This window comes from Streptomyces sp. NPDC046379, assembly GCF_055587785.1.
Window position 1 is genome coordinate 319,691 of the sequence record NZ_JBVJFP010000001.1, and the last position, 15,022, is coordinate 334,712.

At 72.8% G+C, this 15,022-nt stretch carries 13 protein-coding genes; 6 read left to right on the plus strand and 7 right to left on the minus strand.

Going from position 1 to position 15,022, the window contains the following annotated elements; translation table 11 throughout:
* Window positions 1–101: 101 nt before the first annotated feature.
* Entirely contained in the window at window positions 102–764 is a 663-nt protein-coding gene (locus tag ACZ6KF_RS01480) for a DUF4232 domain-containing protein (RefSeq protein WP_356627618.1), read from the plus strand.
* Between the two features lie 57 nt (window positions 765–821).
* Here the strand turns inward: ACZ6KF_RS01480 and arfA are convergent, their stop codons facing one another.
* The 5 genes from arfA to ACZ6KF_RS01505 all read right to left on the minus strand — a co-directional run bounded on the left by arfA (window position 822) and on the right by ACZ6KF_RS01505 (window position 6,592).
* On the minus strand, window positions 822–2,339 hold the full coding sequence (gene arfA / locus ACZ6KF_RS01485) for an arabinosylfuranosidase ArfA (protein WP_356627619.1): 1,518 nt from the start codon (window positions 2,337–2,339) through the stop codon (window positions 822–824).
* Window positions 2,340–2,462: 123 nt separating this feature from the next.
* Window positions 2,463–3,431 (minus strand): arabinan endo-1,5-alpha-L-arabinosidase, encoded by a 969-nt coding sequence (locus tag ACZ6KF_RS01490; protein WP_469174465.1) that lies wholly within the window; start codon window positions 3,429–3,431, stop codon window positions 2,463–2,465.
* A 22-nt stretch (window positions 3,432–3,453) separates the two neighbouring features.
* Window positions 3,454–4,311, minus strand: coding sequence for a carbohydrate ABC transporter permease (locus ACZ6KF_RS01495; protein WP_469236744.1), 858 nt, complete (start codon window positions 4,309–4,311; stop codon window positions 3,454–3,456).
* Window positions 4,308–5,246, minus strand: a complete 939-nt coding sequence (locus ACZ6KF_RS01500) for a carbohydrate ABC transporter permease (RefSeq protein ID WP_356627622.1) — start codon at window positions 5,244–5,246, stop codon at window positions 4,308–4,310. Before ACZ6KF_RS01500 ends, ACZ6KF_RS01495 begins: the two co-directional genes overlap by 4 nt.
* Window positions 5,243–6,592: an extracellular solute-binding protein gene (locus tag ACZ6KF_RS01505; protein WP_356627623.1), complete on the minus strand. Its 1,350-nt coding sequence runs from the start codon at window positions 6,590–6,592 to the stop codon at window positions 5,243–5,245. Before ACZ6KF_RS01505 ends, ACZ6KF_RS01500 begins: the two co-directional genes overlap by 4 nt.
* A 1,095-nt stretch (window positions 6,593–7,687) precedes the next feature.
* Here ACZ6KF_RS01505 and ACZ6KF_RS01510 point away from each other — a divergent pair.
* Genes ACZ6KF_RS01510 through ACZ6KF_RS01525 form a run of 4 tightly spaced genes read left to right on the plus strand, consistent with a single transcriptional unit; the run spans window position 7,688 to window position 11,956 of the window.
* Entirely contained in the window at window positions 7,688–8,185 is a 498-nt protein-coding gene (locus tag ACZ6KF_RS01510) for a toxin (RefSeq protein WP_356627624.1), read from the plus strand.
* Entirely contained in the window at window positions 8,182–9,360 is a 1,179-nt protein-coding gene (locus tag ACZ6KF_RS01515; RefSeq protein WP_469157979.1) for an MAB_1171c family putative transporter, read from the plus strand. The genes ACZ6KF_RS01510 and ACZ6KF_RS01515 overlap by 4 nt, the downstream gene beginning before the upstream one ends.
* Complete coding sequence (locus tag ACZ6KF_RS01520; protein ID WP_469236746.1) at window positions 9,357–10,532, plus strand: MAB_1171c family putative transporter; 1,176 nt, start codon at window positions 9,357–9,359, stop codon at window positions 10,530–10,532. The genes ACZ6KF_RS01515 and ACZ6KF_RS01520 overlap by 4 nt, the downstream gene beginning before the upstream one ends.
* Before the next feature lie 26 nt (window positions 10,533–10,558).
* Window positions 10,559–11,956: an NAD(P)/FAD-dependent oxidoreductase gene (locus ACZ6KF_RS01525; protein ID WP_469236749.1), complete on the plus strand. Its 1,398-nt coding sequence runs from the start codon at window positions 10,559–10,561 to the stop codon at window positions 11,954–11,956.
* A 385-nt stretch (window positions 11,957–12,341) separates the two neighbouring features.
* Here ACZ6KF_RS01525 and ACZ6KF_RS01530 read toward each other — a convergent pair whose 3' ends face one another.
* A complete protein-coding gene (locus ACZ6KF_RS01530; RefSeq protein WP_469236751.1) occupies window positions 12,342–13,193 on the minus strand; it encodes an SMP-30/gluconolactonase/LRE family protein in 852 nt (283 codons plus the stop codon).
* Window positions 13,190–13,963, minus strand: a complete 774-nt coding sequence (locus tag ACZ6KF_RS01535; RefSeq protein WP_356627629.1) for an IclR family transcriptional regulator — start codon at window positions 13,961–13,963, stop codon at window positions 13,190–13,192. Before ACZ6KF_RS01535 ends, ACZ6KF_RS01530 begins: the two co-directional genes overlap by 4 nt.
* A gap of 471 nt (window positions 13,964–14,434) precedes the next feature.
* Between ACZ6KF_RS01535 and ACZ6KF_RS01540 the strand changes: the two genes are divergently transcribed.
* Entirely contained in the window at window positions 14,435–14,995 is a 561-nt protein-coding gene (locus ACZ6KF_RS01540) for a hypothetical protein (RefSeq protein WP_469236753.1), read from the plus strand.
* Window positions 14,996–15,022 lie beyond the last annotated feature (27 nt).

Below are 15,022 nucleotides of genomic sequence, written 5' to 3' on the forward strand. Positions count from 1 at the left end.
CAGGCCTGTGCGCAAACGGCCCCCGCTCCGTGCGGGCACGCCCGTGCGGCGTCCTCCTGGGGCACTATCGCCGCAACGCAACGACTTCCGGGGGACTTCTCATGACGTACACCGTCCGTGCTCGCCGTACCGCCGCCCTGCTGGCCTCCCTCTCGCTCGGCGTCCTGGCCCTGACCGCGTGTGAGGGCGGCGTCGAGGAGGACGCCGCCGCCGCTCCCAGTGCGACGGCGAGTCCGTCCCCCGGGGGCGCGGGCGACGGTGAGGGCTCCGCCACGCCCTCGCCCACCGGCGCCAACTCCGACACGCCCTCGCCGGCCGGCACCCCCTCGCCGGACGACGGCGCCGGTGACGATCAGGACGGCGGCGTCGGCATGTGCGAGACCGGTGACCTCGACTATGTCGTCACCGTCGCGGCCGCCGAGGTCGGGCACACGCTGCTGACCGCGACCAACAACGGCGGTGACCCCTGTCTGCTGGGGGCCGATGACGCGGTCATCACGGTGCCCGGGCTCGACGGGGCCGCCGAGCACATGGGGCCCGCCGGCACGGACCGGATGCTGGAGCCCGGTGACCGCGCCTACGCCGGGATCATGTTCGCGCCCCTCGGCGCGGGCGGCGGCGGGCACGACGCCGAGCAGGTGGAGATCGCGCTCAACGCCTCCGAGAGCCCCGTGACGGTGCCGATCGGCGGTGGCCCGGTCGTCGTCGACGACGGCAAGGTCACCAGCTTCTTCGGCACCGCCGAGGACGCGCTCTCCTACTGATCCGCCCGCTCACGATGGGCGGATCACGAGGACAGGCGGATCAGGAGGACAGGCGGATCAGGAGGACAGGCGGATCACGTTCCAGGACAGGGGTTCCAGGCTCGTGGTCAGCCGGCCGTTCTCGATCGTCGTGCCGGTGGTCTCGTGCGGGGTGACGCGGTCCGGGTCGGTGAGGGTGTTGCGGGCGTCCGGGTCGGGATCCGAGAGGACGCTGTGCTCGACGACCGACGTCACGTCCAGGCCGGCCAGGGCGACCTCCAGCGGCAGGGACTCCGTACGGCTGCGGTTGACCGCGAAGACCGTGACCGTGCCGTCCTCCGCACGGACCGCCGTGGCGTGCAGCAGGTCGGCCTCGCCGTACTTCTTCGTCTCGTACGTCGGGGAGTCCACGCGGACGTCGAGGACCTCGCCGCGGCCGTACTTCGACGCCTGGGCGAACGGGTAGAACGTCGTCTGCCGCCACGCCGGTCCGCCGGGCTCCGTCATGATCGGGGCGATCACGTTCACCAGCTGCGCCAGACAGGCCACCGTGACGCGGTCCGCGTGGCGGAGCAGGGCGATCAGGAGGGAGCCGAAGACCACGGCGTCGGTGACGCTGTAGTTGTCCTCCAGGAGGCGGGGGGCCTCCGGCCAGTCGTCCTGTTCGAACGTCGTCGCCTGCTCCTGCCAGCGCGACATGTACCAGACGTTCCACTCGTCGAAGGAGAGGTTGATCTTCTTCTTGGACTTCAGGCGCGCGCCGACGTGGTCGCAGGTGGCGACGACGTTCTCGATGAACGACTCCATGTCGACCGCCGACGCCAGGAAGGAGTCGACGTCGCCGTCCACCGGTTCGTAGTACGCGTGCAGGGAGATGTGGTCGACCAGGTCGTACGTCTCCTGGAGGACCGTCGCCTCCCATGCGGCGAAGGTCTCCATCGACTGGCCGGAGCTGCCGCAGGCGACGAGTTCGAGGGCGGGGTCGATCTGGCGCATCGCGCGGGCCGTCTCGGCGGCGAGGCGGCCGTACTCCTCGGCGGTCTTGTGGCCGGTCTGCCAGGGGCCGTCCATCTCGTTGCCGAGGCACCACAGGCGGATGCCGTACGGGTCCTCGTCGCCGTGCGCGACGCGCAGGTCCGACAGGGCCGTTCCCCGGCGGTGGTTGGCGTATTCCAGGAGTTCGATGGCCTCCGCGACGCCGCGCGTGCCGAGGTTGACCGCCATCATCGGCTCCGCCTGGGGGCCGATCTTGCGCAGGAAGTCGATGTACTCGGACAGGCCGAAGCGGTTGGTCTCCGTGGAGTGCCACGACAGGTCGAGGCGGCGGGGGCGGTCCTCCACGGGGCCGACGGAGTCCTCCCACTTGTAGCCCGAGACGAAGTTTCCGCCGGGGTAGCGGATGGCGGTCACGCCGAGTTCGCGGACGAGTTCCAGGACGTCGGTGCGCAGGCCCGCGGCGTCCGCGGCGGGGTGGCCGGGCTCGAAGACGCCGGTGTAGACGCAGCGGCCGAGGTGTTCCACGAAGCTGCCGAACAGGCGGGGGTTGACTTCGCCGACGGTGAAGGCGGGGTCGAGGGTGAAACGGGCGGTGCGCATGTGGTCCTTCCGAATCCGGTGGTGTCTCTCGTCATCTGCGAGGGGGAGAGCGGGGGTGGTGGTGGGGTGAGTGCGGGGCCGGGCGCGGTCGTCCGCGGGCCCGGCCCCACCTGGGCCGTACGCCTAGCGGACGACCGGCCAGCCGTCCTTCGTCCAGTCCAGCCTGTTCAGGCCCAGCTTCGGGGTGCCCTGGTCCTCCGCGTCGTAGTAGTGGTACGCCAGCCAGTCCCTGCCCCGGTCGCGGAAGACCGACTCCCCGCCCGTGCCGACGTAGCGGCCGTGGCCGGCGAGGAGGAGGTCGCCGCCGCCCTCCAGCATCGGCTTGCCCGTGCTGTCGGTGTAGGGGCCGGTCACCGACGTCGAGCGGCCGACGCGGATCTTGTACGTGGAGTTCACGCCCGAGCAGCAGGCGTCGTAGGAGGCGAAGAGGTAGTAGTGGGCGCCGTGCCTGACGATGTACGGGCCCTCCACCGCGTACGGGGCGTCGGGGCGGGTCGCCAGGTGGTGGACCTCGGCGTCCGGCACCGCCTTGCCGGTCTCCGGGTCGAGTTCGACCATGCGGATGCCGGTCCAGTAGGAGCCGAACGCCATCCACAGCCTGCCGTCGGCCTTGACGATCGCCGGGTCGATGGCGTTCCAGTGGTCGGTGCGCTCGGAGGAGAAGACCTTGCCGTGGTCGGTCCAGGAGCCGGGCAGGCCGGTGCGGGAGGTGGCCACGCCGATCGCGGAGTGGTTGCTGCCCCACGAGGAGACCGAGTAGTAGAGCCAGTAGCGGCCGTCGCGGTAGGAGATGTCCGGCGCCCACGGGTCGCCGGTGGCGTTGTACTCGTACCACCAGCTCGGCGGCTCGGCGAAGGCGTTGCCGGAGTCGTCCCAGTGGACGCGGTCCTCGGAGAGGCGGGCGCCGATGACGCCGCCGGTGGAATAGGCCACGTAGCCGCCGGACTTGAGGCGGATGACCGTGGGGTCGTGGATGATCTCCTGGCCGGTGACGTCGACCGGGTCGGGATGGGCGGCGTCGGCCGTGGCCGTGGTCGGCAGCAGGGCGACGAGGGCGGCGGCGAGGACCGTCGCGATGCGCGTGGACTTCAACTGGGTCTCCTGGAAGGGGATGTCACTGACCGGCGAGGCCGGTGTGCGCGACACCCGCCACGATCTGGCGCTGGAAGAAGACGAAGACGACGATCAGCGGCAGGCCGGCCATGAGGCCGCCGGCCATGAGCTGGGCCCACTGGATGCCGTAGGAGTTCATGACGGTCGCGATGCCGTTCGGCATGGTCATCAGGTCGGGGTTGTTGGTCACCATGTACGGCCACAGGAAGTTGTTCCACGAGCCGATGAAGGTGAAGATGCCGACCGCGGCGAGGGAGGGACGGGACAGCGGGAGCACGATGGTGAAGAAGACCCGCCAGCGGCCCGCGCCGTCGATGAACGCGGCCTCCTCCAGCTCGCGCGGGATGCCCTGGAAGAACTTGTAGAGGATGTAGACCATCGCGGCGGGCGCGCACTGCGGCAGGATCATGCCCCAGTAGGTGTCGACCATCCCCATCTGCTGGACGGTGGTGAACAGCGGCACGCCGAGCACCGCGGGCGAGATCATCAGGCCGGCCATGACGACGCCCAGCAGGATGTTCTTGCCGCGAAACTCGGTGCGGGCGAAGCCGTATCCGGCGAGGGCGCTGACGGTGAGCACGACGGCCGTGACGCACACCGAGACGACCAGGGAGTTGACGAACCAGTTGGTGATGTTGCCGGTCTCGAAGAGGGCCTTCCACGCCTGGCCCGTCCAGACCTCGGGCAGCCAGTGCGGCGGGATCTCGGCCGCCTCGGCCTCGGACTTGAACGAGGTCAGCAGGGCGGCGACGATCGGCGCCACGAAGACGGCGGAGACGGCGACGCCGAGGACGGTCAGGACGATCTGGCCGGGCGTCCAGGAACTGCGGGGCTTGAGCCGGATCTGCGTGCTGCTCATCGGGTGCCCTCCTCACGGGTGCGCAGCAGCCACATCCGCGCCAGGGCGACGACTGCGATGATCACGAAGAAGATGACGGACATCGCGGAGGCGTAGCCCACGCGGTAGCTGGTGAAGCCCTGTTCGAGGGTGTACTGGACGAAGGAGCGAGTGCTGAGCTCCGGTCCGGGGCCGAAGTCCATCATCACGACGGCCTGGTCGAACAGTTGGAGCGAGGCGAGGATCTGGAGCGCGATCACCAGGCCGGTGATGTTGCGCAGCATCGGCAGGGTGATGTGGACCATGCGGTGCCAGGCGCCCGCCCCGTCGAGCTTGGCGGCCTCGTACAGGTGGGCCGGGATGCCCTGGAGAGCGGCGAGGTAGAGCAGGAAGCAGAAGCCGACCGTCCACCACAGGGTGGTGATGACGATGGCGAGCATCGCGTACGACTTGTCGGTCAGCCAGGGCGTTTCGAGGCCGAAGGTCTCGTTGAACAGGCCGATGCCCTGGGTGAACAGCCACTGCCACATGTTGGCCGCGACCGTCGACGGCAGCAGGAACGGTGCGAAGAAGCACAGCCGCCACAGCCATTTCCCGCGCTCGATGTTGTGCGCGAGCATCGCGAGCAGGAAGGCGAGGAGGGTGATGCAGGGGACGACGAGGAGCGTGAAGTACGCGCTGTGGCCGAGCGCGTCCCACATCGCGGTGTCGTTCAGCGCCTCACGGTAGTTGTCGAAGCCGACGAAGCCGGTGTTCTCTCCGGAGATGTTGGCGTTCGTGAAGCTGAGGTAGACGCCGCGCAGCAGCGGCCAGATCACGAAGAGCGCGAAGAGCGCCAGGAACGGGGCGACGAACCAGCCCCCGTGCTGGAAGCCCTGCTTGCGGCGGACGGTCGCGGTGGCCGTGGCGGTCCGTGTCCGGGCCGGGGTGGCGACGGTATGAGCACCGGTCGTCATGCGACGGCACCTCCCTGCGCGGCGGTCTTGCCGTCCATCGGGTTCTTCGAGGCGAGGAGCGTGGCGAGCCGGGCCTTCATGCGCTGCGCGACGGCGGCCGGCTTGGCGGACCCCATGGTCGAGGAGACGACGACGGGTCCGAGGTCCTGGGCGAGGACACCGGTGGAGCCCGCGAACCACACCTTGGGTTCGGTGGCCTGGTGGTCCATGGCGCCGGCGTACTCGTTCTGCGGTGCGAGCTTCTGGTATTCGGGCGTGGCGAGCGTCGGCGTGTGGGCGGGGATGTGGCCGCCGGCGGCCCAGGCCCGGGCGTTGCGCACGACGTAGGCGGCGAGCTTGTGGGCGCCCTCGTTGGCGGCGCCGCCGCGGCCGGCCTGGTGGGGCAGCACGAAGGCGTGCGACTCGGCGTGGGTGGCCGGTGTGCCGAAGACGGGCGGCAGGGGGGTCGCGCCGTAGTCGAGCTCGGCGCCGGAGAAGACCGGCACCGACCAGTTGCCCTCCCAGGTGAAGGGGGCGCCGTTGAGGAACTGCTCGCCGGTGGGCGCGCCGGGGATGGTGTATCCGTCGCTGACGTGCCGGCGCAGGAACTCCAGGACCTGGGTGGCCTTGTCGGCGTCGAAGGTGACCTCGGTGTTCTCGGCGTTGAACCAGGTGCCGCCGAGCTGGGTGTAGAAGGAGACGAAGAACCACCACTGGAAGTTCTGGTCGTTGGCCCACAGGCCGACGGTCTGCAGGCCCTTCTTCGTGACCTTCTTGGCCTCTTTCAGGACGTCGAACCAGTCGCGGGTCGACGTGACCGGCACCATCCTGCCGTCGTCGCCGAGCAGTCCGGCCTGTTTCAGCACGTCCTTGCGGTAGAAGCAGAGTTGTACGTGGATGTCGAGGGGCAGGGCGTAGAGCCTGCCGTCGATGACGGCGCGCTTCCACAGCTCGGGGTTGAAGTCGGCTTCCTTCACGCCGTACTTGGCGAGCAGGTCGACGTCCCAGGGGTCCAGGAGCCGGCCGGGTGAGAAGCCGGTGACCCGGCCCAGGTGCATGACGCCGAGGTCCGGCGCGCGGTTGCCCGCGGCAGCCATGGCGACCTTGGTGTAGAAGGGGTTGCCCCACTGGAGGGTGGAGTCCTTCACGTCGATGTCGGGGTTTTCCTTACGGAAGGCGTCCAGCATCGCGATCATGTTGTAGCCGTCGCCGCCGCTGAAGAGGTTCCAGTAGCGCACGCGGGTGTCCGCACCGGAGGCGAGCGCGTCGGCCCCGGTCCCGAGAGCCGCGAAGCCGAAGCTTCCGGCGACGGTGAGCCCGCCGATGCCGGCGAGAATGTGCCTGCGACTCAGGCCAGGTCGTCCCATGCCCTGCCCTTACTGTTCGAAATGTGCCCGGAAGACACACCGTTCGGTATTTCGAATAGTGCTCGTAACTTCGAACGGGACCGTAGGTTCGTTGGCCGTGCGCGTCAATGGGTCCGGCAAAACTTTCGGGAAGCCCGTGGGCGCCGGTCCGGGGCGCGTAACCTCGAACGGGCCGAACGGGCCGAACGGGCCGAACGGGCCGAACGGGCCGAACGGGCCGAACGGGCCGTACGAGCCGCCGCGGGCGGCGGGCAGGCCCTGTGGGGGGTGTGGATGGCGGAGGGCGCGGCGCGGGGGCCCGCCGGGTTCCTCAGCGCGTTCTCCACGCCCTTCCGGTGGATTCCGGCCCTCGTGCCGGCGGCGGCGATCGAGCTGCCGACGATCATCCGGCTCCGGGTGCCGTTCGCACTCGCGGACGCTCCCGAGGAGCGGCCGCGGGACCTGGACGCCTCCCGTGCGAACATGCCGTTCACGCACGAGGAGACCCTGCTCCGCCTGCCGACGCACCCCACGGCCGTCCTGATCGCGTCCGCGCTGATCCGGAACCGGGTCCGCACCGACGGGCTGGACGCGTGGCTGCGCCGGGGACCGAGGTGCCTGGGCGCCGGCTGCGTGCTCGACCCGGTCCCCGACGCCGCGAAGGCCGACCGCGGTGGCGGCCCGCCGGACCGGCCGCGCCCCGGACCGGCTCGAGCCGAACGTGGCGCCGCCGGCGGCGTGTCCGTCCGCTGTGCTGATCGCGGTCGGGGTCATCCTGCCGCACGGCGGACAGTGCCTGCGGGTGCGGCCCGCGCACCACGAGCGGCGGCCCCCGTATTCGCTGATGCGCACGGCCCGCGGCGAGCAGGTCCCGTTCACGCTGCGGGCCGGCCCCGAGCCGCGGCAGACGCGCCGCGAGACGTTCCTGCGCGACAACGCCCCGCACCGCGCCCGGCCCCCCGGCGGCGTCGAAGTGCGGACGAACCGTGGCGACCGTGGGGATCGTGGAAGGTGCGGGGTAGTGAGTGAGTGGGCGCGAGGGCTCGGGTGTTGGCATAGTGCACGGTGACCCGGCGTACAGGGAGGGATCGGTGAACGGTGCGTAGGAGCAGGGAGATGAGGCGCCTCGCCGACCTCCTCGTCGAGCCGATCGAGGTGCCCGTCCCCGCCGACCCCGAGGTCCTGTTCGCGGCGCTCGTGGAGTCCGTGAGCGCCTGGCGGGGCCGCGAAGTCGCCGTGCACCGCAGGGCGTTCCCGCCGCACACGGCCAGCGGGCTGTGGCTGAGGGGCGAGACGCACGACGACGTCGTCGTCGACAAGCGGGCCGCCGTCTGGCACCAGATCGTGATCTTCTGCCATGAGGTGTGGCACATGCACCGGCAGGATCGGGACGGGCCGGCGAAGCGGACGCCGGGGGCTCCCGTGCTCGTCGCCGCCCGGACCGACTTCAGCCTCGCCGAGGAGCAGGAGGCCGACCGCTTCGGCATGCTGATGGGCCGTCGGCTGCGAGTGTGGCTGGAGGCGTCGGAGGACTTCCCGGCACGCGGCGGCGACGCCCAGGATCTCGCCGGCCGTATCGGGGCCGCGCTCAACTACCGCGGGACGAGAGCATGAGCAGCCTCATCAACTACGTCAGCTGCGCCGTGCTCTGGCTCGGCCTGCTGGTCAAGGCCCCCGACCTGATACGTCACCGGCACGACCCCCACCTGCGTGCCATCTGCGCGGTCCTGGGCCTGGCCGGCGCCTGCTTCTTCCTCGGCGCGCCCCCGACCGTCGGCGCGGTCAACCGGCTCAGCGACGTGCCCAACCTCGCCGCGCCGCTGACGTACGCGTCCATCACCGCGTACAGCGCCGCCTCCCAGGTGCTGATCGTGCACTGGCGCGGCGGCCCCCGCGTGCACCGCACGGCCCACTGCTGGGTGCTGGCGTACGCGGCGGTCCTGCTCGGCATCGCCGTCGCCTTCGCGCTGGGCGAGACCCCGGTGGAGCGGCGCGTGGACTTCGACACGTACTACGCGACGACGCCGTACATCGCCCAGATGATCGTGCTCTACCTGGTCGGCCATCTCGTCGCCGCCGGCGTCACCATGGTGTCCGCGCTGCGCTGGGCCCGGCAGGTGGACGGCCGGCTGCGCCTCGGTCTGGCCCTGATCGGCGTGGGCATGGCGTGCAGCGCCGGCTACAGCGTGACCAAGCTGGCCGCCGTGTCCGCCCGGTGGATCGGGCGGGACTGGTCGGCGCTCGGCACGACCGTCTCCCCCGTCGCGGCGGGGATGGGCGCGCTGCTGACCGTCGTCGGCGTGCTGCTGCCGCTCGCGGGCCCCTGGCTGGCTCAGTGGCGGCGGGCCCGGCGGACGTACGAGCGGCTGGAGCCGCTGGAGCGGGAGCTGGACGACGTCCTGACCCGCCGCGCGCTGCGGCTGCCCCGCCCGCGGTTCGCCACGCCCGCGACGCGGCTGGTGTGGCGCCGTACGAGCATCCACAACGCGCTCAGCCACCTCGACGCGTACTTCGACCGGGCGCTGTACGACCGGACGCTGGAGGACGCGCTGCGGTCGGAGCGGGCCCGGCCGCGGGCCGAGGCGCTGGCGTGGGCGGTGGTGATCGCGGCGGCGGTGCGGGAGGAGGCCGGGCGCGGGGCGCCCCCGGAAGCCGACGTGTGGTCGATGAACGCGCTGCCCGAGCCCGACGCCCTGGTCCGCATCGCCGACGCGCTGGCGGGCACCGTGCCCGTCGCCGTCCGCGTGCCCAGCGGCCCCGGCGGCAACGGCACGGCGGACGCCGGATGAGCCTCGTCGTCTATCTGGCCGCCCTGGTCTTCGGCTCCTCGGCCGTGCTGCTGTTCCGCCGGCCGCGCACCGCTCTGCGCAACCCGCTCACCCTCTCCACCTGCGTGTCGATCGTCCTCGGCGCGCTGGTCTTCGTCTGCTCGGCGCCGCTGACCCTGGCCGCCGTCAACGACCTCACCGGCATCACCAACTTCGGCGCGCCGCTGACGTACGGGATGCTGTCGGCGTACAGCTGCTCGCTGCTGATCCTGCTGATCAACTGGCGGGGCGGGCCGCGCGAGCGGGTACGGCACATGGTGTGCTGCACGATCGTCGCGTACGCCGGGCTGATCGCCACGATCGTCACGCTGTTCGCGCACGCCGACGCGCGCGTCGAGCGGCTCACCGACCTGGACACGTACTACGCCAACACGCCGTACATGCGGGAGATGATCCTGCTCTATCTGCTCGGGCACACCGCGGCGATGGGCGTGATGTGCGTGCTGTGCGTGAAGTGGGCGCGCGAGGTCACCGGTCTGCTCCGGCTCGGGCTGCGGCTGATCCTGGCCGGCGGGGTGCTGGACCTGGTGGGGTTCCAGCTGGCCAAGTACACGGCTGTGGTGGCGCGTTGGACGGGGAACGACCTGGACGCGCTGTCCACGAAGGTGGCGCCGCCGATGGCGTCGCTGGGCGCGCTGCTGTTCTCCGCGGGCTTCGTGCTGCCGCGGCTGGTGCCGGCGGTGGCCGCGCACTGGCGCGGGCTGCGCGACCACCGGCGGCTGGGGCCGCTGTGGTCGCTGGTGCGGTTCGCGTCGACCGCGCCGAAACCGCCGTCGTCGTGGTGGCAGTCGCCGCGCGAGCGGTTGCAGTGGCGTGAGGTGTCCGTCCACGACGCCCTGCTGGCGCTCGCGCCGTACTTCGACGACCGGGTCCGCGAGAAGGCGCGGGAGACGGCGCTGCGTGCGGGACGTTCCGGCCACGAGGCGCGGCTGGTCGCGGAGGCGGCGATGCTCGCCGACGCCGCGCGGCGGGCGGCGGCCGGTGAGGAGCCGTTCGACAGCGCGAGCACGTACCGGCTGCACGCGACGGAGGTCTCCGGCACGAGCGGGCTGGTGGAGCTGGCGCAGGCGCTGTCCGCGGTCGCTGCCGGCGACGCCGCGTGTGAAGGTACGGTGAGGACCTCTCCTGGCTGAAATTCGGCCCTGACCCGAGGAGTTGCATGTCGCGCAGAGCTGTCGTCATCGGTGCCGGGGTGGCCGGGATGCTGGCCGCGGCTGCCCTGTCCGCGACCGTGGACGAGGTGATCGTGCTGGACCGGGACGAGTTGCCGGACGGGCCCGGGCCGCGCAAGGGGCTGCCGCAGGGTCGGCACGCGCACCTGCTGATGGCGGGCGGGGTGGCCGCCATGGACGACCTGGCGCCGGGGCTGGACATCCGGGGCCGGCTGCTGGCCGCGGGCGCGCACGAGGTCTCCCTGGCGACGGGGATGCTGGCGCTGTCGCCCGACGGGTGGCACCGGCGGTGGCGGCGTCCGGCGCCGGCCATGATCACCTGCACCCGGGGGCTGCTGGACTGGGTGGTGCGCTCCGCCGTCGCGGACCGGACCGGGGTGGAGGTCCGCCGGGCCGGCGCGGTGGGCCTGCTGGGCGACGCGGGGCGGGTGCGCGGCGTACGGGTCTCGGGCCCGGCCGGCGAGAGCGAACTCGCCGCCGATCTCGTCGTGGACGGCAGCGGGCGCGGCTCCCGGATCACGACGTGGCTGGAAGACCTGGGGCTGTCCGGGTTGCGGGAGCGGACGGTCGACTCGGGGCTCGTGAACGCGACCCGGATCTACCGCGTTCCGCCGGGGGCGGAAAGGTTTCCGCTGACGATGGTGCAGCCCGACCCGTACGCGTCCCGGCCGGGGCGGAGCGCGATGGTGCTGCCCATCGAGGACGGCCGCTGGATGGTGAGCCTGGCCGGCACGCGCGGCGGGGAGCCGCCGGCCGACCCGGAGGGCTTCCTCGGGTTCGCCCTCGGGCTGCGGGACCCGATCGTGGGCCGGCTGATCTCGGGCGCCGAGCCGCTCACGGACGTGTACGTCAGCCGGAGCACGAGCAACGTCCGGCGCTATCTGGAGAAGGCGCGACGCTGGCCGGAGGGCCTGGTGGTGCTGGGCGACGCGCTGGCGACGTTCAACCCGGCGTACGGGCAGGGCATGTCGGTGGCGGCGCTGGGGGCGCGGGCGCTCGCCCGCGAGCTGCGGCGCGCCGGCCCGGACGCCGCCGGACTGTCCCGCCGGGCGCAGCGGGCGGCGGCCCGCCCGGTGGAGACGGCGTGGGCGCTGGCGGTCGGCCAGGACGTGCTGTACCCCGGGGTGCGCGGCGGGCGGCCGGGGGTCGCCGACCATCTGGCGTCGGCGTACTCCCGCCGGCTGACGAAGGCCGCGACCGGCTCCCACCCGGCCGCCGCGGCCCTGTGGGACCTCACCAGCCTCCGCACGGGCCCGGCCCGCCTGCTCCACCCCGCGGCCCTCCTGTCCGTGATCACCGGCTCCCCCCTCCCGGCGGCGACCCACCCGCCGCTGACCGCGGAGGAACGCAAACTGCTGACGGAACTGGACGTCACGGGGGTGTGAGGGCCGCCGGCCGGGGCCCGGCCGGTGTGCGGGCCCCGGCCGCCGGCCGCCTACGGCCTCGATGTCGGCCCCGGCCCGCGCACGCCTGCGCGCGCCGCGACGCGCATGCCCGCAGGGAACCCGGCGTCCGGACCTTCGCCGTCACGCAGGGCCCGGTCCGCTCCCTGGGATCCCCACCGCCCCCTGCCGCGGGCCGGGCCACCGGCACCGCAGGCCCGCGGCCGGAGCGGCGGGGACGGCGGGGGACTGGGCGGACGGACGGGTTGCCGTCACCCCGTCCGCCGCGACGCCCCGCCCCTGCCGACCGCGGGCACGGCAACCGGACCCGCGGCCCCGGGAGCGCCGCCGCACGGCATGTCCGGCGCCGCGCCCGCCCCGGGCGCCCTCAGCCCCTGAACGCCGGCTGCGGCGCCCCCTTGCCCGCGCCCCGGACGACCAGGAGCGAGCCCGCCACGGGGTGGGGGGACGTGAGGCCCACGCGGGCCGTCGTGATGTACAGGTCCGTCAGGTCGGGCCCGCCGAAGGCGCACGCCGTCACCCGGGGCACCGGCAACGGGATGACGCGGTCCAGGGCGCCGTCCGGCGTGTAGCGCCGTACCGCCGCTCCGTCCCACAGGGCCACCCACACGCAGCCGTCGGCGTCGACCGTGAGGCCGTCCGGGTAGCCGGCGCCCTCCTCGATCGCGGCGAACGGGCGGCGGCCGGTGACCCGGCCCTCCGCGTGGTCGAAGACGTCGATGCGGCGGGTCGGCGTGTCGATGTAGTACATCAGCCGGCCGTCGGGGCTCCAGCCGGTGCCGTTGCTCACCGTGACGTCGTCGAGGACGGTGTGCGCCGAGCCGTCGCCCGTGAAGCGGGCCAGCGTGCCGCCGCCCGGGGCCTCGTCGTAGCGCATGGTGCCGGCCCACAGCGAGCCGTCGGGGGCCACGGCGGCGTCGTTGCCGCGGCGGCCGGGCACGGGCTCGTGGTGCAGCCAGCGCAGCGTGCCGTCGGGATCGAGCAGGGCCACGCCGTCGCGGAGGTTGAGGACCAGGCCGCCGCCCGCGCGCGGCTTGACCGCGCCGATGTGCTGGTGGGCCGTACGGACCGTACGGTGTCCCGTCGCCGGGTCGAAGGTGTGGATCCGGCCGTTCAGGATGTCGATCCACAGCAGGCGGCCCGTCGCCGCGTCCCACGTCGGGCCCTCGCCCAGCTGCGCCTCGGCGCGCACCGCCACCTCGTACCCGTACGCGCTCATGCGGGGCTCCGGTGGCCGAGGCGCTCCGACAGCTCCGCCGCGCCCTTGGCCGCGAGCTGCTCCAGCTCGACGCGGCGCTCATCGCTCCAGCGGATCATGGGCACGGAGATGGACAGCGCGGCGACGACCTGGCCGGTGCGGTCGCGGACCGGGGCGGCCACGCAGCTGACGTCGGGGTTGGACTCGCGGCTCTCGACGGCGATGCCCCGCTGCCGGATCTCGGCGAGCGCCTCGCGCAGGGCGGCCGGGTCGGTGATGCTGTTCGGCGTCATCGCGGCCAGCTCGGCGTCGTCGGGGACACGCGCGGTCAGCTCCCGCTCGGGCAGCGAGGCGAGCAGCATCTTGCCGACGGACGTGCAGTGCGCGGGCAGCCGGCGGCCGGCCGCGGAGACCATGCGCACGGCGTGCGTGGAGTCGACCTTGGCGATGTAGATGACGTCCGTCCCTTCGAGGATGGCGACGTGCACCGTCTCGTCGCAGGTCTCGGCGACGGACCGGGCGACCTGCTGGCCCTCGGCGGCGAGGTCGAGCTGCTCGGCGTACCGGGCGCCGAGCTGGTACGGACGCACTCCGAGCCGGTACCGTCCTGGCTGACCGGGAACCTGGACGATGTACGACCGGGCGGCGAGCGTGGTGACCAGCTCGTGCACGGTGGTGCGGGGCAGCTGGAGCCGGCGCACGATGTCGGGGGCGGAAAGTGTGCCGTCCCCGTCGAGGAAGAGCTCCAGAATGTCGAGAGCCCGGGTCACGGCAGGTACGAGTCGTCCCACAACCGGCCCCCTTCTCGTTCGATATTTCAACAGACGATCGGAATAACGAACACAGGCTACTCACGGACACTTTGTACGGGCAATGGCCGTGCGGGCAACGGCTCTGCCGGCACGTTCCGGACAGGCCATGACCGTACAGGCAGACGAGGCGGTCGAACTGCTCGGGCGACGCTGGGCGCGACAGGCCGGAGGCACGGCCGGCTCCGGAGAGCCGGAGGGCGATTCAGCCGCGGGGAATCCGGCAGGCTCCGCTGCCCTCCCGGGGGGCGGCGGCTGCCAACGTGAGGTGCCGTGGGTCCGGGTCGCGAAAAGTGGCGCGAACTCGGGGGTTGCGGACCGGGGCGGAGGGCCGGCCGCCTCACCGGCGCTGGGCAGGGGCCCGCAGCCCGCTCGCCGCCCCGGCTCGCCTTGGCCGCTTTCGTCTCCTGCGGATGACGGTGTGCCGGGCGGCGGATGGACGACGATGGGGGCATGTCGCCCCTCGATTTCCAGCTCGTCCTGCTGCGCCGCATGGCCGATCACAACCCCGGCCTGGTGGAGGACGCCCGCCGTGAGCTGGGCGTCCCGCTCGCGCGGATGCGGGAGGCCAACAAGCGGTGGCAGGCGATGGTGCGCTCGCCGCGGTCCCGGTCCGCCGCGGGCCGCTACCGCTCGGTCCTCGGCCCGCCCGAGTCGACGGCCGCCCGCCGCATCGGCGACCTGGACTGCGAGGCCTGGCTGTGGCCCCTGCCCCTGTGGCCCGACCTGCGCTTCGAGGTGCTGCTCGCCCCGAACGGCGCGGTGTGGAACGAGTGGCTGGTCCGCGCGCCGGGCGCCCCCTCCCCCGCCCTGCGCACCCTGGAGGACCTCACCCCCTGGTCGTGCACGGTGGACGAGGCCGCCCGCGCCTTCGCCCCGGCCCGCCCCCTGGAGGGCACCGCGCCGACCCGGTGGGGCCTCGCCTTCACGGCGCCCGACGCGGGCGGCGTAGGGCGGCGGGTGGTCGCGGAGTTCACGTGGGGGCTGCTGCAACGGACCGCGGTCGACGGCTGACCCGCCGCAAGGGCTTCGGCGGGAGTG